23 protein-coding genes are annotated in these 18036 nt (G+C 66.8%); 2 read left to right on the top strand and 21 right to left on the bottom strand.

Going from position 1 to position 18036, the window contains the following annotated elements:
• Positions 1–30 precede the first annotated feature (30 nt).
• From DK427_RS08465 to DK427_RS08425, 10 genes are all read right to left on the bottom strand, one after another.
• The gene (locus DK427_RS08465) at positions 31–1191 is read right to left on the bottom strand and encodes an ATP-grasp domain-containing protein (RefSeq protein WP_162559741.1); all 1161 of its coding nucleotides are present in this window, start codon (positions 1189–1191) and stop codon (positions 31–33) included.
• 327 nt (positions 1192–1518) lie between these two features.
• Positions 1519–1767 (bottom strand): DUF6894 family protein, encoded by a 249-nt coding sequence (locus tag DK427_RS27520; protein WP_425452575.1) that lies wholly within the window; start codon positions 1765–1767, stop codon positions 1519–1521.
• Positions 1768–2215: 448 nt separating this feature from the next.
• Positions 2216–2683 (bottom strand): hypothetical protein, encoded by a 468-nt coding sequence (locus DK427_RS08460; RefSeq protein WP_109950889.1) that lies wholly within the window; start codon positions 2681–2683, stop codon positions 2216–2218.
• Between the two features lie 123 nt (positions 2684–2806).
• Positions 2807–3007 (bottom strand): hypothetical protein, encoded by a 201-nt coding sequence (locus DK427_RS08455; protein ID WP_109950888.1) that lies wholly within the window; start codon positions 3005–3007, stop codon positions 2807–2809.
• Between the two features lie 2 nt (positions 3008–3009).
• Positions 3010–3237 (bottom strand): peptidoglycan-binding protein, encoded by a 228-nt coding sequence (locus DK427_RS08450; protein ID WP_109950887.1) that lies wholly within the window; start codon positions 3235–3237, stop codon positions 3010–3012.
• Between the two features lie 2 nt (positions 3238–3239).
• Positions 3240–3509 (bottom strand): Pam3-gp28 family putative phage holin, encoded by a 270-nt coding sequence (locus DK427_RS08445; protein WP_109950886.1) that lies wholly within the window; start codon positions 3507–3509, stop codon positions 3240–3242.
• A gap of 347 nt (positions 3510–3856) precedes the next feature.
• Positions 3857–4555, bottom strand: a complete 699-nt coding sequence (locus tag DK427_RS08440; RefSeq protein WP_109950885.1) for an NlpC/P60 family protein — start codon at positions 4553–4555, stop codon at positions 3857–3859.
• Positions 4556–5581: 1026 nt separating this feature from the next.
• Positions 5582–6652 carry a phage terminase large subunit family protein gene (locus DK427_RS08435; RefSeq protein WP_245930846.1) on the bottom strand — a complete coding sequence of 357 codons (1071 nt, stop codon included), beginning with the start codon at positions 6650–6652 and terminating at the stop codon, positions 5582–5584.
• Positions 6630–7100: a hypothetical protein gene (locus DK427_RS08430; protein ID WP_109950883.1), complete on the bottom strand. Its 471-nt coding sequence runs from the start codon at positions 7098–7100 to the stop codon at positions 6630–6632. The genes DK427_RS08435 and DK427_RS08430 overlap by 23 nt, the downstream gene beginning before the upstream one ends.
• 182 nt (positions 7101–7282) lie before the next feature.
• Positions 7283–7888 carry a hypothetical protein gene (locus tag DK427_RS08425; RefSeq protein ID WP_109950882.1) on the bottom strand — a complete coding sequence of 202 codons (606 nt, stop codon included), beginning with the start codon at positions 7886–7888 and terminating at the stop codon, positions 7283–7285.
• A 477-nt stretch (positions 7889–8365) separates the two neighbouring features.
• On the opposite strand from DK427_RS08425, the gene DK427_RS26180 reads away from it, so the two are divergent.
• Positions 8366–9922, top strand: coding sequence for a hypothetical protein (locus DK427_RS26180; RefSeq protein ID WP_162559740.1), 1557 nt, complete (start codon positions 8366–8368; stop codon positions 9920–9922).
• Entirely contained in the window at positions 9919–11223 is a 1305-nt protein-coding gene (locus DK427_RS08420) for an acyltransferase family protein (protein ID WP_162559739.1), read from the top strand. The genes DK427_RS26180 and DK427_RS08420 overlap by 4 nt, the downstream gene beginning before the upstream one ends.
• Positions 11224–11612: 389 nt before the next feature.
• On the opposite strand, the gene nusG is transcribed toward DK427_RS08420, so the two are convergent.
• From nusG to DK427_RS26175, 11 genes are all read right to left on the bottom strand, one after another.
• Positions 11613–12482, bottom strand: a complete 870-nt coding sequence (gene nusG, locus DK427_RS27015; protein WP_245930845.1) for a transcription termination/antitermination protein NusG — start codon at positions 12480–12482, stop codon at positions 11613–11615.
• Positions 12482–13462: a hypothetical protein gene (locus DK427_RS08410; RefSeq protein WP_109950880.1), complete on the bottom strand. Its 981-nt coding sequence runs from the start codon at positions 13460–13462 to the stop codon at positions 12482–12484. The genes nusG and DK427_RS08410 overlap by 1 nt, the downstream gene beginning before the upstream one ends.
• The gene (locus DK427_RS08405) at positions 13462–14922 is read right to left on the bottom strand and encodes a replicative DNA helicase (RefSeq protein ID WP_109950879.1); all 1461 of its coding nucleotides are present in this window, start codon (positions 14920–14922) and stop codon (positions 13462–13464) included. The genes DK427_RS08410 and DK427_RS08405 overlap by 1 nt, the downstream gene beginning before the upstream one ends.
• Complete coding sequence (locus tag DK427_RS08400; protein ID WP_109950878.1) at positions 14919–15113, bottom strand: hypothetical protein; 195 nt, start codon at positions 15111–15113, stop codon at positions 14919–14921. The genes DK427_RS08405 and DK427_RS08400 overlap by 4 nt, the downstream gene beginning before the upstream one ends.
• Positions 15113–15349: a hypothetical protein gene (locus tag DK427_RS08395; protein WP_109950877.1), complete on the bottom strand. Its 237-nt coding sequence runs from the start codon at positions 15347–15349 to the stop codon at positions 15113–15115. Before DK427_RS08395 ends, DK427_RS08400 begins: the two co-directional genes overlap by 1 nt.
• A 4-nt stretch (positions 15350–15353) precedes the next feature.
• On the bottom strand, positions 15354–16028 hold the full coding sequence (locus DK427_RS08390; RefSeq protein ID WP_109950876.1) for a methyltransferase: 675 nt from the start codon (positions 16026–16028) through the stop codon (positions 15354–15356).
• Entirely contained in the window at positions 16025–16276 is a 252-nt protein-coding gene (locus DK427_RS08385; protein ID WP_109950875.1) for a hypothetical protein, read from the bottom strand. The genes DK427_RS08390 and DK427_RS08385 overlap by 4 nt, the downstream gene beginning before the upstream one ends.
• Positions 16273–16830 carry a hypothetical protein gene (locus tag DK427_RS08380; RefSeq protein ID WP_109950874.1) on the bottom strand — a complete coding sequence of 186 codons (558 nt, stop codon included), beginning with the start codon at positions 16828–16830 and terminating at the stop codon, positions 16273–16275. The genes DK427_RS08385 and DK427_RS08380 overlap by 4 nt, the downstream gene beginning before the upstream one ends.
• A gap of 28 nt (positions 16831–16858) precedes the next feature.
• Complete coding sequence (locus DK427_RS08375) at positions 16859–17329, bottom strand: hypothetical protein (RefSeq protein ID WP_109950873.1); 471 nt, start codon at positions 17327–17329, stop codon at positions 16859–16861.
• A gap of 78 nt (positions 17330–17407) precedes the next feature.
• Positions 17408–17620, bottom strand: a complete 213-nt coding sequence (locus DK427_RS08370) for a hypothetical protein (protein WP_109950872.1) — start codon at positions 17618–17620, stop codon at positions 17408–17410.
• Positions 17617–18036, bottom strand: coding sequence for a hypothetical protein (locus DK427_RS26175; RefSeq protein ID WP_162559738.1), 420 nt, complete (start codon positions 18034–18036; stop codon positions 17617–17619). The genes DK427_RS08370 and DK427_RS26175 overlap by 4 nt, the downstream gene beginning before the upstream one ends.

Below are 18036 nucleotides of genomic sequence, written 5' to 3'. Positions count from 1 at the left end.
GGTGAGGCCGCCGGTCGGATGCGTTCGCGCTTAGAACTGCTGACCGCGCGCCTGCTGGCCGCTAATGAGGCTCGTCAATCCAATGCGTAGGTTCGCCCCCAAGTCGCGGCTCAGGTAGCCCAAATATGACCATTCCAGACGGTTTAGGCCCCAGGGCTTGAGCAGGCCGAGGACAAGGCGGCTCGGCGAGCGGATCAAGAAATTCCCTTGCAAGCCTCGCGGCACGGGAGATGTAGCGCAGCCCAAAGTGACAAAATTTACGCCTGTCACCATCGCGACGTCCATGCGGTACCAGAACCGCGGATTGCACTCGATGAAGGCGACACGCCCGTCGGGGGTCCGGCGCACGTCGAAGCCGATCACGCCATCGTAGCCAAAATGGCGGATCAAGGCGGCAGCATGGTGGTCAACCTCCGGCTCCTCGACGCTCTCGACCCCTACCGTCGTACGGCGGTAGCGGAACGTCTCGAGGATCTGCCCGGCCTGACACAGATAGAACACGCAGAGATCGTCGCCCGGAAGGTAGTCCTGGCATAAAACGGGGCTGAAGCTCAGCTTGTCTGGAATCTGTTCGGGCGTGTCCAGCCGCTGGACCCCGTAACTGCCCCACATTGCGGTCGGTTTGATCATCAACGGGAATGTGACGGTGCGGTCCTCGGCTGCCTGCCGCAACTCGTTGGCAGTCGCGAACAGCCGGGTCGGTGGAGCCGGAAGCCCCAGGGCGGCGCAGACCTGCGCGAATTCCCACTTGTCGTCTAGAGCAGCGAAGGTGTCCGGTGCCGGGACAGGGAAGTGCGGCGTTTGCAGGTGCGAACCATGGGCGGCGAGGAGACGCGTGGTGCTGCTACAGCTCGGAAGTACGCAGTCGATGTGGTGCTTCGCGCACAAGACATTGAGGGCCTCGCCGCGGTGTTCGAACAAAGCGCTGAGTGGCTCGTGTGCTGGTATGTAGCGGGTACAGGCACGCGAGTGGCGCAGCTGGGCGGCCTCGCCAGTCCCGAGCACGTATATTTCGTCGAAGGCCTCGGTTGCGCAACGCAAGACCCGGTACTGAAGCCGGAAGCCTTCCGCCAGAAGGAGGGCCTTCCTTGCGGTGCGCACCCCACCGCCTGCCAGCCGCTCCTTACAGGACCCGATGTCTGGTCCCAGAGGTCCGGCGCGCGCCACGACGCCATGAACAGTGTTGTTCACCGGGGCCATCATTTTTGCGAGCGCGCCGGAACTATGATGTGATATGAATTGCTAACGATCGTACGCAATCGAAGATCCATCGCGTCTGGTGCGCTACCCCTTTGTTTCAACCCGGAAGCCGTGTTCGTACGCACAACACGGGATGAACAGATTCGGCACGCGGTGCGCCGAACCACTGCGGGCGCCGGCAATGCCCACCCGGTTGGGCACCGTCATCGGGTTCCTCGCGGCTGAGGCGGAGGTGCAGGACGAAGCTGCGGCCGACCACCCCAGGCAGCGCAGACGAAAAAGCCCGCCGCGGCGGTGAGCCGGGCGGCCCGAGTCTCATCAGGCGGTCTGCGGGATCTTCCACTCGCCCGCAAACGTGACGGTCGCCACGTAGATCTCTTGCCCGTTCTTGTCGCGAACGGTGGCGCGTAGCACACGGTGCTCACCATCTGGCAGAGCGTAGTAGGTCATAGACCCTAGCACTCGATGTGCCTCTGTCCTGGCCTGCTTTGGACAGTTGATACCAGCTTCAAGATCCCCTGGTACAAAATTACCATTGTCATCGGTATCAATTATGTAAGGCGGCATAGTAGTCTCGGACGGGAAGCGACCCTGCCAACGTAGATCAGCAATCGTGGCTTCTGTCGCCCATAAATGATAAACGGCAGTAACAAAAAGCCCGCCGCGGCGGGGCCGGGCGGGCTAAGTGGTAGGGTCCGAACTCCTGCCGCGATCCGAGGGGGCCGGAAGAGAGTGCAGCAGGAGAGCCGGCCGGGGGCTATGCTCGACCGACAGCTCGACGTTACGGCACCTACAGGCCCACGCCTTCACATGGGATACGGGAGGCACGAAAAAGCCCGCCGCGGCGGGGCCGGGCGGGCTAAGGTGTTTCATGCGATGCTGGGCCAACCTGCCGAGGAGCGGAAGGTTCACCCCGGCGGCCCGCGTGCCGCAACCACCCCGCCGATGATCAGCCCGGCCAGCAGGCACGCCAAGGCGACCACGGCGCTGAGATCCTGATCGGGCGCTGGGCAGGTCACGGCGCCCGCTCCCGCGGCAGGATCTCGAACTCCAATGCCGGCAGCATCACCACGATCGACCAGCCGAGCGCGCGCTGCAGCGGGTTGCAGTCGTAGGCCAGCACGCCGAGGATTCGGCCGCGGCCGGGCATGGCGTCGAGCGGCACGTGCGGCCCGATGACCTCGGTCTCGGAGCCGACCTCGCCGTAGGCGTCGAAGCGCTCCGGCTCGAAGTCCAGGCGCCGGCCCATGCCATCGATGATCCACCAGCGCCGCGTGAGCTCGCACTGGCGCGCCCGCACGCGTGAGCCCTGAATCAGCAGGCGCTCGCCCGGACGCACCTGTTTGCCGGGGTTCACGACCTCCCGTGAGAGCTGCCGCACCGGCGGCTCCCGGTCGATCGCCATGGACATGACCCAGGCGAAGGCGATGATCTGCATCTTCACCCAGGCGGCATCGTCCGAGGTGGGCTGCTGCTCTCCCATCAGGCTTTCTTTCGAGCTCGCGTGGCGCGTGAAGGCGGGGCGGTGCGGGCTGGCCGCAGCAGCTGTCGGGGCGCTCCCGGCGGCCATGTCACTGACGCCTCGCTCGGAATGCCGGGCGCATGATCAGCGCTCGCCCTGCGGCGCGCACACGGCCCGCCACTTCGCGTTCAGCGCGCGCAGCTGCCGGCGCGTCTCGGCGGTGTCGGTCCGGCTATAGCGGACCGGTGCCTCGACGGTCTGGCAGAAGCGGGCAGCGTCCGGCACAGGGTCTGGCGCCGAGCAGGTCAGCACGAAGAAGCCGACCGCGCAGGTGAAGGTGGTCATGCTCAGTCCCTCAGGTCGCGGGGATCGTCGGTGGCCTCGGCCGCGGCGGCGCCCGCGGTCCGGGCCCGCTGTTCCTGGCGCTCGGCCTCGCGCAGGCTGTCCGCGCGTTGCGTGGCGGCGCCGAGATCGCGCAGGGCGGCCTCGGCGCGCTTGCGCTCCGCGAGGTCGTTCAGGAAGCGGGCGAGGAAGGCGAGCGCCTGCCCCACCCACCAGCCGGGCGACCAGATCACGGTCAGCGCACCGGGACGACGTTGACCGCCGGCACCTTGTCGGCCAGGGCCGGCGCCGCGGTGATCGTCTGGACGCCCGGCACGGCCGCCGCCGCGGCGACGAGCCCGGTGTTGCGCCGCGCGTACAGGCCCCAGCCGGTCACCGCGATCGTGACGAGCGCGCCGACGATAGCGGTGGAGGTCTCGGCGTCGATCCAGCCGCGGCCAACGGCGATGCCGCCCGCGAACTGGAGGACGGTGCGCAGCAGGGAGGTCAGCTGTTCGCTGTTCATGGTGGCGCTCTCAATATGAGGAGGATGCGCGGCGGGACCCGGCCGGCTCGGGATCTCGGGTGCGCGGCCACACCGCGGGCGGCTTGCGCGTCGAAGGCGGGGATCTCAGTGTGGATCGGCCGCCGAGCCAAGCCCGATCAGCCTACGCCGGCGGTCGGCAGGGCGGTTGCGTTAGTCCCCCCTCACGCAACCGCCCTGCTGCTGGCTGCACCGTGGCTCACCGCCGGTGAGGCGGTCGAAGAGCCAGCGGCCGAGGCGGGCCCAGGGCGACGGGTTCGGCGGGAACAGGACCGGCGGGTCGCTCGCGCGGCGCGGGGCCGGCGGGAAGACGGGGCGGCGATCGTCGCTCACGCCTCGCTCACGCCGGAGCGCGCCCCCGCAATCGAGGTGGGCAGCTTCGCCGCGACCGGCAGCGGCACGTCAGCCGGCCAGCGGAAGGCGGTGAACTCGGACCGCTTGAACGCAGCCACCGAGACCTTGTCACCTTGGTTGCCGCCGAGCAGGAAGATCTGGTCCTTGTTAGCGCCGACCACGAAGCCGGTGTGGCCCTGCCAGGACGAGTTGCCCCGCTTCTTCGTGGCGATGCAGCCCAGCGCCGGCTCGGTCAGGCCGACGCCCCAGCCCTCGAACGATCGGGCCGCAAGGCTGCGCGAGCCGCGCCGGCCTGCCCGCTCCAGCATGGCGTTCACAAAAACGGCACACCACGCGGTCGCGTCGTCCTTCACGCCCGCAAAGCCGGCGTCCTTGAAGTAGGCGATCACCTTCGGGTTGTTCGCCTTGCCGATGCCCTCGACGGTGCCGAGGTCGTGGCTCGCCAGGGTCAGCCACGCGGGCTGGTCCGGCTCAGCACGGCGCTGGGTGACGTCGTCTGCCTGAAGCGCCTTCTGCGTCAGCGGTCCGGCGATGCCGTCCGGCACCAGCCCAGCCGAGCGCTGGAACGCCATCACGGCCGCGATGGTCTTGGGCCCGGCATCACCGTCGGCGCCGGCTGCGCCCAGGTCATAGCCGCGCGCGATGAGAGCGCGCTGGATCTCAGCGACGTCCATGGTGGTCCTCACGATGTCAGGGATCAAGGCCGGCAGGGCCGGCCGGGGTCAGCCCGCGCGGCTCAGTCGCCGGCTTTGCGGGAATCCTTGCCGGCCTTGTCGTCCGGCTGCTTCAGCTCGAGCTTGGTCGTGGCACCGCCGGCCGCGCCTGGTCGCAGGGTGTGGGTGACGCTGGCGATCCGGTAGGTGCCGTCGATGCCCGGCCGCGTGCCGGAGATGATGCAGGTCGCCTCCGCGCGTGCGCGCGGCTCAATGTCGATCTCGACCGTGCCGCCGCCCTTGTCCCGCTCGGAGGTGTTGGCCCGACCCTCGGACCGGTCCTTTGCGTCCTCCTTGCTGGCGGCACGCCCGCGCATGACCTTGGTCGCTGGGCCGGCGCCGGAGGTTTGACCAAGGCGGACGTCGGCCTTCTCCTCCTCGAACCGCGCCTTCTTCCGGTCGAACCACGAGAACCGGACATCGCGGAAGACCGCGCTGCCCTCGTAAGGCTCCATGTCCACGTTGATCAGGTTGTCCGGAAAGGTGGCGCGGATCGTGGGTAGGGCCTGGCCGTTCGGGGCCATGCCCTTGCCGCGCTTGGCCAGCACCGCCTTCTTGCCGGCGAACTTCAGCGTGGCGCCGTACTCGTTGGCCAGCACCTGCGCCATGTGGTGGAAGCTGCGCCCCTCGGCCGCCCAGAAGGCTCGTTTGATCTTCGCCAATTCGGGGTCGATCTTGACCGAGTAGCCGGCCTTTTTGCCCATGTCGGAGAGAAAGTCGCCGAGGGTGCCGTCCTCCTTGGTGGTCTGCTGCCCCTCCTTGCCCTTGCCCTCGGTGTCGTGGCCGGAGGCGTTCAGGATCATGATGCCGCCCTGCCCCTTGCTAAAAGTGCAGCGCGGGGACTTCAGGATCCCGCTGAACACCTGCACGCCCATGATGCCGACGCTGATCTGGGCGCCCTGCCGCGGCATGATCAGGCGACCGTCGTCGGAGAGGATGATGCGGCATGCGCTCGCTCCGGCCGTCAGCTCGACGGCGAGCTCGCCGCTATCCCGGGGGCCGACGCGGGCCACGGTGAAGGCCGGGGTGCCGGCGCGGTCCAGCAGCACCACGGTGTCGTTGGCCTGCAGCAGGTAGCCCAGCCGCGCGGCCTCGGCGGGCGAGATCCGCATGGTGTGGGTCGCGGTGCCGATCCGGGTCATGGACTGAAACTTCGAGCCCTCGCGGTTGCCTTCGAGCTCGCTGGTGGCGGCCGTTCGCGACCATCTCGGCCTTGAACCGCTCGGGGATCAGCACACCGCAGTGCGGGCAGGCCCAGGCCGCGGTCTTCGTCCGGTGCGCGACCACCACGCCCCGGCCGTCGCGCTCCTTCTCCCACTCGATCTGCTCCCAACGCGGCTCGGCGAACTCGCCGCACTCCACGCAGCGGATCTCGTAGACGCGCTGGTCGCTGGCCTCGTACTCCCGGCAGATGGTCGAGGTGTCGGCGTCGGTCGGCGTCGAGCCCCGGATGATCTTGCGGTTCGGGAACGAGAGCGTGCGCTTGATCGCCAGATCGATCGCGTCGCCCTCGTCCGTGACCTCCATGCCGTCCTCCTCGTCAATGAGGAGGACCCGGACGGTGTGACGCCGCAGGTTCCGCGGCGAGCGGGCGGCCACCACCTTGAGCGACCCGCCTGGGAAGCGGCGGTGCCGGATCGTGTTGCGGCCACTCTCGTCGACGTCGCTGGAAAGCGCGCGGGCGACCACCGGGGAGGCGTCGAAGACCGGCTCCATGTCGGACACGACGTAGTCCCGGCAGTCGTCGTCGGTGGGCAGCAGCAGCAGGAGCGGCGCCGGCTCGTTCGCGACGAAGCTCGCCAGCGTTCCCGTCAGCAGGGTGGTGTAGCCGACGCGCACGCACTTCCTGACCGTGACGCGCTCGATCTCCGGATCGGTGATCGCGTCGGCGATCGCGCGCTGGAACGGCCAGAGGCGGATCGGGCCGGCCTTCGCCGCGAGCCCCTCGGGCAGGCGAAGGTTGTCCTCCATCCAGGTTGAGAGCGGCTTGCGGGGTGGGGGCCGGAGCTTGGCGAGGGAACGGGCGACCGCGAGGTCAAGCCGCGTCGGGTTCGGCACGGCTGGCCTCGTCCATCGCATCGCGCAGCGCCCGGTCGACGGTCGCGATGTCGTGCTTCGTCATGTGCGGCGCGAGCTGCGCCACGTCGCTCGGAACGCCGAGGAGGCGCGACCGCAGCCGCACCATCTCGTCCGTCCAGCGCCGCTCAGCCTCGCTGGCGTCGATGGTCTCGCCGCGCAGCACCGCGTTCTTCAGTGCCTGGGCCTCGCGCTGCTCCCGGGCGAGCAGGGCGCGCTCCCGCACCAGTTCCTGACCGCCGCTCTCGTCGCTGCTCCGGCCGGCCGCCTGCTCGCGAAGGCCGGAGCAGTACGCCCGGATCGCCTGCGGGTGCGGGAACAGGCCCCGCGGTGTCCGAGGCAGCACGCCCTTCTCCGCCAGCTCGCGCAGGCGCCGGGTCGAGAGCCCGGTCAGATCGGACAGCGCCTGCGCCGAAATCGCCGCTTCCATGAGGACTCCTGGCGGCGGAAGGCCCCTTAGGGACCCTGTAGGGGGTGAAAAATCGGGAGCATCTCTGCCCGCAAGGGGGTGCCCCGCCCCTGGAGGACCCGCGTCACTCACATGCAGTCCGGGATGTCAACAGGCGCGGCGCAGATTTCTTGCTCGGAAGGCGATTCTCTTTCGGGCGCCCGTCAGAGCCCGGGCATGCCCATCAGGTGCCCGATCTCGTGGGCGACGCGGGCTTCGAGCTCCTCGCCCATGACGTGCATGAACGCCGCCTCGGTGGCGCCCTGGAGCATTTCATCCGGGATGTAGACGCCGGAGTTCTGCAGCTCGGTCTTGCCCCGCCACGCGTGGTTCGGGTCGATGTTCTTGAACACGTGCCCGCCCATCACGGGGCCGACGCGGTTCGGGAAGCGACCGCCATGGGTGAAGGTGCCGGCGAACATCTGGCGCCGCCCGCGGGGCTTGGCCGAGACGCCGCCCTTGACCTCCTTCGAGTCGAAGAACTTCAGGCTGATGTCGCCGCCCTTGGTGCTCAGCGTGTAGGTCAGGCGCCCGGCATAGCCGAACTGCTCGGCCGCGGCCGTCGCCCGGTTCACCTTCACCGCCTTCACGATCACCGAACGCTTGAGCCCGGTCTGCTTGGTTAGGTTTCGGATGACCTGGGTGCGGGCCTTGGCGCCGGTGTGGTTGAGGGCGCGGGACAGGGCGATCGGCGCGTTGGCGCCGAGCACCGTGAGTTGGTTGGCGAAGCGGCCGAGGAGGCCGTCGCCCGTGAAGGTCAGGGCGGACATGACGTCCTCCGCAGCGCTGTTCGGAATCCGGTAGGACTCGGTGTCAGGCGGTCCCGTTCGGGTTGGCCTGACACCTCGGGTCCGCGCTGCTCATCACTTCAACCCGTCGCCGGGGAGTACAAGGGGCGGTCGTCCTCGACGCATAGATTCAGAGTTGATTCGGTCCGTCAAGCGCCGCGTGTGGAGAACGGCGGGTGCTCTGTCCCCCATCTTGAGCACGTAGAAAGACATGCTTATTTACTTTTGGCTGATAGTCTAGGAAAATCCATCGAGGACTACCGGTCAAGGCCTGACCGTCAGTCGCCGCGACAGGATTGGGAAAATTTACGAAAATAATGCATCTTTGGCTTGTGTGACTTAATGGTTAATCAACGAAGACTCTCAATGAGCTAGATTTTTAGCTTAGAGCTTGTTCTAGTTAAACCCCGTGGGCACCACGGAGCAGGGGAAGGATTTGGCCATGAAGTGCATCCAACCATGACAAAGGCCGACCTAACCAAGGGCAGGCGGCAGTACGACTACCGTGATGCGCTGCTCATGTCAGACAACGGGGTCGCACAGGCATTGGTGGACTTCATCGCCTTTGCACTGGTCGCCGTGGTTGCGGTCGCGATCCCCATCGTCGCGCACTTCGTGGCCCCAGCCCTTGGCTACGCGTTTTGCTTTGCGATCTGCGCCCTGATCACAGTCTACGGCCGGCCGCTGATCCCAGGAGTAGTGTTATTCGCGTTCGCCTTTCAGAACTTATTCGTATCGATCATCTCGCCACTCATTGAGGATATAGATACTTTCAAGGCGCTCAAAGGCTATAGCTTCGTCTTGGTGATTTCGTTGTGGCTCTGTGTGATAGGCCGGTACGTGTTCGTGCGCCTACGGCGCTACGGGACGACGACGAGGTTGATCACGCTGACATTTGGGGTGCAAGCGCTTGTTGCTGTCTACTTCCTGCTAGGTCTCACCGGGACGCCATTTGCCGCTGTTGTCTACCTACGAAACTTGATCCTGCCGCTTTGTTTGTTTCAAATCGCTCTGGTCGTTTCGACTGAGTCGAAAGTTGACCTCAGCTGGATCATGATACCTATCTCCGCCCTGCTGGCTTTCTATGGATACTTGGAATTTTTCTACCGAGAACATCTATTTGAGCTAATAAACGCCAACACATTCTTGACTTGGAATATGAACGACCTAATAAACAGCAATTTTTTCGTCAAAGAAATGGAGAAGACTGGGCGCGTGATGCGCGACTTCTCCGAGGCACAGATGTTTGATTTCCTCAATTTGAGCTTACTCGCCGATCTTGGCCTGCGCTTCTATCGTACGCTGGGACCACCGTTTAGCTCAATCAGTTACGCATATGGCATTTTGCTGTCACTGATCCTGCTGATTGGCCACCGCCGCTACGTCGCGGCAACCCTGACTTTTCCAATTCTTATCTTGATTGGCTCAAAGGGGGCGCTCGTCACGCTGCTTTTCCTCGGCATGAGCATTGCGCTAAGTGCCCGCGCGCCACGCCTTCTCCTGCCTGTGCTGGCTATTGTTCTCAGCGTGTACGCTGCCGTAGTGATTGCGCTCGGGCGGGCCAGCGGAGATTACCACGTACTCGGCCTCATCGGCGGCCTCATGGATTTCGCGCGTGCGCCCTGGGGCGCCGGCCTCGGCGCCAGCGGTAATTTCGCGATCGACCCAACCCGCATCGACTGGCCGAAGGCACAGGCTCTTGGGCACACCGACATCGCGGTTGAGAGCGCTATCGGTGTTCTCCTGCAGCAGATGGGCGTTTGCGGTGGCTTACTCCTCGCCTTCTACGTCCACGTTGCGCGGACGGGCCTAATGATCCATCGCCGATGCGGCGATGCCGCCGTCCGAGTATTCTCGCTCGCGGTGCCGCTGCTCCTAGTCAATGGCTTGTTTCAAGAAGAGGCGCTGTTCGCGCCCCTGGCTTTCGCCAGCGTCTTCATGTGTCTCGGCTGCGCCATCGGCCGCAACGCCGAGGTTTTAGATCGGAGCGTCGTCCAGCCGGAAAGCAAGCAGTGATCGGCCCGTTCCTGCGGAAGCTCTCCGCGAATAGAAGCCATTCGCACAAGCTGCTTGCGGTGGGCGTACCTCCCAAGCTCACGGCCATGCTCAATCGCAACGATGATGGGGAGGAACCCGATTCCTCACGATGGCCTAGCGTGATCCGCTCTTCGACTAAGATTGCTCCTGAACTCTCCATCTGGCTAGACGCAATTCGGGGGCTGGCAGCCGTGGCCGTTGTCTTGAGCCACATCAATAAGCTGATGTACAGCCAAGCCTCAATGCCCGCGGAAGGTGCGGCCGTCAAAGCGGCCTACACCATCGTCAACATCGCCTCGTCGTTTGGACATTCGGCGGTCATCATGTTCTTCGCGCTGAGTGGCTACTTGGTGGGCGGCGGGGCGACCGTCAGATCCATTCGTGGCCAGCAGCAGCTCGTTCCCTATGCCGTCGCCCGGGCGGCGCGCATTGGCACAGTGCTTCTCCCTGGCCTCGCAGTAACCGCGGCGACAACGCTTGTCGCCCTGCACTTCTTTGACCTCACCGGATTTATCGCGCACCGGGCGAATTTTTATCCGGCTGGAGCTGACATTGCCGGATCACTTGGGCTCAGGGTCGCTCTATGCAACGTCGCGAGTCTGCAGATGATCGCTTGCAACCAGTACGGCCTGAACGTATCGCTCTGGAGCCTGTCAAACGAGGTCATCTACTATGTTTTGTTCGGCGTGCTGCTCATCGGTCGCTGGTGGTCCGTCGTGCTATTCGTGGCCAGTGTCCTTGCCCTTTCGCAGGTCGAGGGAATCGAACCAAACGACTTGGACCGCGCCTCAATTTACTTGGTCGGTCTCCTGATCTGGCTGTTAGCGGCGGCCCTGTTCGCCGTAGACAAAGCGCACATCTCCCTGCGCTTAGGTGTCGGAGCGGCGGTCCTATGTATCCTTCTCGCTGCCGTCTTACTCAATCCGATGCGGCCTGGCGTAGGGCGCGACCTCTTGATCGGCCTGTGCTCGCTCGGCGCGTTGTTCCTACTCGAGAAGGGCCGCCTCCGGTCGCACTTGGTCGAGCGTCTGGGCGTGCAGAGGCTGGCCCCGTTTAGCTTCACCCTCTACCTAATCCACTTCCCCGTAGTGCAACTCGTTCTCTGCGCGCTGTCGACGGCGCCATTCAATCAATCCGCCACATCCTTGGCCGTGCAGGTTGTGGTCTTCGCCGCCGCCCTGGTTTTTGCTTACGCGTTATACCTTGTTTCAGAAGCGCACACCGAGCGGGTTCGAGGCTGGATGTTACGCGCGGTCACGGTAAGACAGCGGCATCTCTAACGCGGCGGTTCTGTTGGACCGCCGGCCGGATGTGTTTCGGCGTGCAACTTTAGGGCTGGCGCACTTTCGATCCACTCGGCCTCACACGGCACCAATCATCTGCGCTTCAGGAAAATTGCGCTTGGCTCGCCCCAACGTCTGTTATTTGACAAAGCCACCGCGGGTGATCTCTTCACCAGTCTGAGCATTCGGTTAGGTCCTTGCCAGCTGTTGTGGTAACCGCCTTCGAGGCCTTCAACAGCCTTCAGAAGGCTCAAGGACATATTTCATAATCCCGTTCGACTGAGCGCTTGCATGAGGATAGCGGCTCACCCTAGCCGTTTGACCAAATATGTGCTTTCTGCCCTACGCTCACCTTGGCTACGCCGAGAGGCGGATGGCCCCACCGCCTACAGGCGCTCTACCTGCCGGTACTCGAGTTCGACCGGCGTGGCCCGGCCAAAGATCGACACCGCGACCTTCAGCACGCCGCGGCCCGCGTCAACCTCCTCGACGATGCCGCTGAAGCTCGCGAATGGCCCGTCAGCTACGCGGATCTCGTCGCCGGGCGCGAAGGGCTGGGCCATGTCGAGCACCGGCGCCGCCCCGATCAGGGTCTCGGCGAACCGCCGCAGCTCGGCGTCGGGGACGAGCGCCGGGACCAGCGCGGCGTTGCCCTCCGCATCGTGGCCCGCCACCCGCTCGTAGCGGTCGACGTGCCAGGGGAAGGCCTCGCCAGGCAGCGCCTCGACGCGGTCGCCGATCTGGACCAAGTCGTGCTGCGTGTGCTCGAGATGGCCGTAACGCTGGCCCGGCACGCGCTCGGCCAGCCACGGGAACGTCCTCTGCAGCCGGGCGAGGTGCTCGGCGCTCTCGGCCCCGACGAACACGGTGCGGGCGACGAGGGGCACGCGCAGCTTGCGCACACGGCCGTCGGGCAGGACCTGCTCGACCTCGTCCTGGGCGCGGAAGTGCGGGACGCCGGCCTTCCGCAGCTTGTCGCAGAGGTCGTTCATGCGGCCGACCGCGGCGTCGGCCATGGCCCAGGCCTTCACCGGGGCGAGATCGTGCTCAGCGCGACGCGCAGCGATCCGGGCCGCCTCTCGCTCCAGCCGCTCGCGGCGGTGCCGCTCCTGCGGGGTCTCGACGCGCTCGGCCGACCGCTCGTCCCGGGCCGCGAGCGCCTCGCGCCGGATCTCGCCGCGGCGCATGAACGCCTTGTGCGCGGCCTCGCGCTGCAACTTCATCCTCAACCGCTGCTTCCGGGTCAGCCGGGCCATCACGCAGCCTCCCCGATCAGCAGGCGGGGCGGGACCTTGCAGCCGAGTTCACCGGGCGCTGGCCCGAAGACGCTGTCGATCCACGATCCGCTCTGCCGGAACTTCGCGATGGCGAGGCGCAGCACGGTCTCGGGGTAGCGGCCGTGTGGGCTGAGATCGACGAGGTCCTCGGGCGGGGTCGGAGCCGTCGGCACCGCGGGCAGGCCCTGCGAGGCTCGGGCCTGGCGCTGGGCGCTGACACGCTCGGCGATGCGGTCGGCGTAGATCGTCCATGTCCGAATCGGCACTCGCGCCGAAGCCGCGACGTCGAGCAGGGTGGGGATCACCTCGGCTTCGAGGTCCAGCCCATCGGCGACCAGCTTCGCCATCGGCCCGATCCGCAGGTCCTGCGGGCCGCCTCCGGTTAGGGACTCGCGACAGCGGCGCTCGATTCGGTCGAAGTTCTCTCGATTGGCCCAGGCCTCGGCCCGGCCCGGCGCTGCGGGTTCGGCAACGGCCGACGGTGCCGGAGCGGGCGCAGCCTGGAGGGTTCGCGCGGGGTGAGGTTCTGCCGGGGCGGGGCTAGATTCCTTTCCCTTCCTCTCCCTTCCATTCCCTTCCTTTCCTACGCCGAACGTTCGACGATCATTCGGCGAATGCGGATCGGGATCGGTCGGCGGCTCAGGAATTTTCGAGGTCTGAGGGCGGTCGATCTTCTGGTGACGCCAGCCCGTGACCTGAAGATACTCTTTGCCTTCAACGGTGTAGAGCAGGATCAGGCCATTCGCCGACAATTCGTCGATCATTCGACGAACGTCTTCGGCCGTGAAGTCGTCCGACGGGAAGACGCTCGCCTTGATGCGCTTGTCCGAGGCCGGCATGCGGCCGGCGTCGTCGCAGAAATTCCAGAGGCCGATGAACAGGAGGCGAGCGTTCGTCGAACACTCCATGACCTGCTCGGATGTCCAGAACTCGGGCTTGATCGTGCGGATGCGAGCCATCAGTGCGGCCCCCTGGAGTGCTGAGCGATGGAGGAGGCGGCCACGTCGCACCACAGGTCGAGGGTGCAGGTCTTGCCGCTGCGGTTCTTGCCCAGGATCAGCTCCAGGGCGTGCTGGCGATCGATTAGGCGTGCGGCCGTCTCGGGATCGTTCGAGGCCTTCAGCTTGCGCTCGAGGTAGACGGACTCGCGGTAGAGCAGCAGCACCGTGTCGGCGTCCTGCTCCAGCTCGCCGGAATCGCGCAGGTCCGCCACGGTCGGGCGCCGGTCGGCCCGGCCCTCGGCCTCGACCTGGCGGTTGAGCTGGGCAAGCAGGACGACGCAGATGTCCTCGCTCTTCGCCAGCTGCTTCAGCGAGCCCGAGATCTCACCGATCTCCAGCACCCGGTTGCCCTTGTAGCGGTCGGACACCCGGACGAATTTCAGGTAGTCGATGAAGACGACCCCGAGGCTGAGCCCCTGCTTGGCGAGGCGCCGCTTCTCGGCCTTCACCGCGAAGGCGATCTGCGCGACCGTGGCGCTGGGCTCGCATTCCAGGCGGAGGTGCAGCTGCTCGATCCGCCGGGCGGCATCGTCGATGCGCCAGACCTCGTCGTCCTTCAGATCCACTCCGGCCATGATCTTGCCGAAGGGCAGCGGCCTGTTGTGGACGTAGGCGAGGTCCGAGAGGTAGCGGGACCACTGCTGATCCCGGGTCACCTCCAGCTGGAACACCAGCACGCCCGCCTCGCGCGCCGCGTTGCGGCTCAGCGTGGTCATGGCGACCGTCTTGCCCATGCCGGGCCGGCCGGCGAGGAGCCAGAGCTGCCCGCGCTGGAAGCCGCCGTTCGTGACTCGGTCGAGGTCCGCGATGCCGGTTGAGACCGACGTGGAGGCGATCAGCCCGCTGCGCAGGCTTGTGATGCGCTCCCGCATCCACGCCATGCCCTCGTGGGTGGACTGCCCGGCGAGGTGCGCCTGCGGGACGATGGCCCGCAGGTCGAGCAGCTTCTGCTCGGTGTCCTCGATCATAGCCTGCGCGGCCGTGTCGGCGGGATCGAACCGGGCCCGCTCGACCAGCGACTCGCCGACGGCCAGCATGGCGCGGCGCGTGGCCATGTCGCGCACCACCCGCGCGTGGCTCGCGGCGCTCCACCCGGACGCCTCCTGCACGATCCGCGCGAGGTAGACGTGGGCGGGCTCGCCAGCGATCGTCGGCTCCCGGAGGTAGCCCTTGATGTTGACGCCGGTCGGCTCGACGTTCGCGGCGACGAGCGCCTCGATGCAGGCGAACACGTCCTGGTGGTCAGCGAAGTAGAAGTGCTCGGGCCGCACCCACTGCGCGACCTCGGGCAGCTGGTCGGGCTTCAGCATCAGGGCGGCGAGCAACGCCTGCTCGGCCTCGACGTTGTGCGGTGGCTCGGGCGCTTGCGTGGCCGGCTCGGCCGGACCGGTGAAGGGGATGACGGCCCGCCCGCTCATAACCGGCGCTCCGCATCAGCGATGGCGTCGAATCCGATCAGGGCCGAGTACGCGTCCCATGCGCGCGCAACGCCGACCATGTTGCGGATCGTCGGCCGCCTGACCGCGAGATCGTAGGCGCGGGTAAGCGCATTCCAGGCCTCGGTCAGCGCCTGATCAGGATCGGGGCGGAGCTGGACGACCTCGCCCATCAGACCCTCCCGTCGGCGGCGAGCATCAGGGAGACCGAGGCGGCCTGCTCGAAGATCATCACCGAGGCGCGCTCGCACATGGCGTTGGCTGCCCGGGCATCGCCGCGGGCGGACACCGCGATCGCGAGGCCGATTCCCGCGAGCAGCTGGGCCTGCAGGTCCTCGGCCGCGCCGAAGTCCTCGCGTGTGTCCGCGACCGCGTCCGCGATGATGGTGTCGAGGTCGATGGGGGCCATGACGCTACTTCGCTGCCGGGAGGAGGGGCGCGGCGGCCGAGCGGGCGGCAAAGCGCACGATGTCCGTGGGGCGCGTCAGAGCACGCCGGCAGCCGGGCGGGATCCAGGTGAAGGTTGGGGCGGCCAATTGCTCTGTCATGCGCCAGACGATCCAGGCGTAGGAGGTCGCGGTCGACGCATCCGGGTCCCATCGGCCCTTCGTCATCGGCACGCGCTCGCAGAACTGCGCGATCGTCGTGGGCGGGCGATCCCGGAACAGGCGCTCGTAGCGGCCCGTCCCTTCCAGCCAGACCGAGCGCACCAGCATCGCGACGCCGACCTTGGCGCGGTCGAGCGCGCGCAGAGCAACGGCCTCGGCGATTTTGAAGGGCGGGTTCGTGATCAGCCAGTCGGCCGTGCGCTCGTCGTCGGCGAGGAAGTCCGAGACCGCGAAGCCCTTGCCGTAGTCGAAGACGTCCGTTTCCTCGACGGCCCAGAAATATTCCTGCAGCGGACCGACCATGTGGCCCTCCCCGCAGCACGGATCCCAGGCCGAGGACGAGAGGAACTCATCGCTGCTGAGCGCCAGCACGTGGGACAGCAGGGCGCGCGTCGCCCAGGGCGGCGTCGGGAAGAAATCGAGGGCGTCCGGCGGCTCGCGGCGCGAGGCCATGACGGCGGTATGGCCGGAGGGGATCATGCCGCGGCCCTCCGCGGGATGCCGTGCGAGGACTGCGGGAACAGCATCCAGCCGCGCTCCAGGCGCGGGGCCCGCTCGGTGCCGTCGTCGTAGAAGCCGCGGCCCGCGACCTCGAACGTCTTCCGGCCGGCGTCGGTCGCCACCGTGACGACGTGGAACAGCACGCCCGCGCGCTCAGCGGCGGCGAGGCCGTCCCGGTAGCTGCCGCGGAAGACGACGCGGCCATCGTGGGTGAGCAGCCACGTCATGCCGCCCTCCGCTTGAGCAGCAGCGGATGAACCCGCGGGGCGAGATCCGGCGCCCAGAGATGGCAACCGTACCACCACAGGGCGCCGGCATCGGCAGCATCCAGGCTCGGCGGCTCCCACCCCAGCGCCCGGCAGATCCGACGGGCCTCGCGCTTGGCGGCATCGCCCGGCATGTTACCGCTGCCGAGGAACTGTGCGCGCACGGTGGAGACGTGGACGCGCCGGACCATCACGCCGCGGGCGCGGGCGAAGCCGGTGATGCAGGCCCAGAGGCCCTTCGTGACGAGCTCGGAGTTCGCGTTCTTGGCGCCCGCCTTTCCGACGAAGATCGGCGCCTCAACGATGATGCGGAGGTCGCCTGCGGAGACGGCCTCGCGCTCAATGTAGAGCCGGTCGGCGATCCACCCGATCGCGCGGCCCCACGTGTCCTCCCACTCGTCGCCCTCGCGGTGCAGGTGCGCGTCGTAGAGGCGCGGGGCGCCCCCAGGTCGACCCTCGCCCACGCCGGAGTTGCCAGCGAGGTCGAGCGACATGATGATGCCGGAGTAGGACACGGGCGGATCCGAGCGTCGCTGGAGGGTGTCAGTTCAGCTTGCTGATGCCGGTCGCGAGCAGCTCGGCGCCGTTGCCGGTCGACACGGCGTCGAGCGCGGCATCGCGATCCTTCCGGGCTCCGCGGCCGCCCTTGCTGCCCTTCGCGTCGTCCTTGCCGGCAAGCGCCGCATCACCGAGCGGCGTGTCGGCCAGATCGCCCAGCGCGTGCCGGATCTGGTCGAAGCTCTCCCGGTCGATCAGGTCGAGGTCGTTGCGCATCGCCTCAAGCTTCCGCTCGGTCGCGCGCGCCTTGACGACGGTCTTCAGCGCCTTCTTCGGGATGTGCCAGGCGGTCTTGGCCTCCTCGTAGACGTCGCCGATGTCCTCATTGATGACCGCGCACTCGGCCATGTAGGTCATGTGCAGGCTCGCCTTCTTGGCGGCGAGCGCCTCGATTCGGTCGACGCACTCCTTCGTGCGCTTGGGGTCGAACCCGTTGCCGTGTTGAGCCGCTGCCATCGTCGTCTCCAGGATGCGCGGGGACGCCCCGCGTGGGCGGGCTGAATCAGCCGGAAAGGTCGGGGTGGGCCGGGGCGCTCACGGGCGACGCTCCCGGTTGTCGGAGCGCGGGTCGCCGTCGCGCTCCCAGAGGCGCGGGTCCCACTCGCGGGCGCGCTCCAGGCACTGGCGCGAGCACCACAGGATTGGCTTCGTTATCTGCACGAGGAGCCAAGCCGCGCCCATGAACGGCGCCGCCAGCCCACGGAGGGCGGCAGACAGGATGCGAAGAGCAGTTGCAGGCACGTTCATCGAGCGCCCCACAGCGCGGCGATCTCGCGCTCGATCGCATCGCGCTGACGCTCCGCCCGGGCCTGCGCGCATATCCGTGCCGCTTCCCGCAACGAGGCCGGCGAGGCATCGGGTGAGACGAATACGAACAGTTCGGGCCCGTAGACCTCGATCAGGCGGTGATAGGCATTGCCCGAGGGCGACGAGGCGCCTTCGAGCCACTTGCCGATAGTCTTGGACGAGATCTGCGTCTCGGCCTCGACACACAACGCAGTCTTGGTCGGATGGATGCCGCGCAGAAACTCCGCAATCCGCTCGCCGAAGATTTGGGGTTCGAGTACCCCAATCTTTCGCAGAGTTACCCCAGATTTTCGCATGCCGTTCCCCGATGCTGTGTGCATCGGAGACGGGCCGGAAGCGAAGGAGGCAGCGGTCAT

This window comes from Methylobacterium radiodurans, assembly GCF_003173735.1.
Lineage (GTDB): Bacteria > Pseudomonadota > Alphaproteobacteria > Rhizobiales > Beijerinckiaceae > Methylobacterium > Methylobacterium radiodurans.
This window is presented reverse-complemented; position numbering and strand designations above follow the sequence as displayed.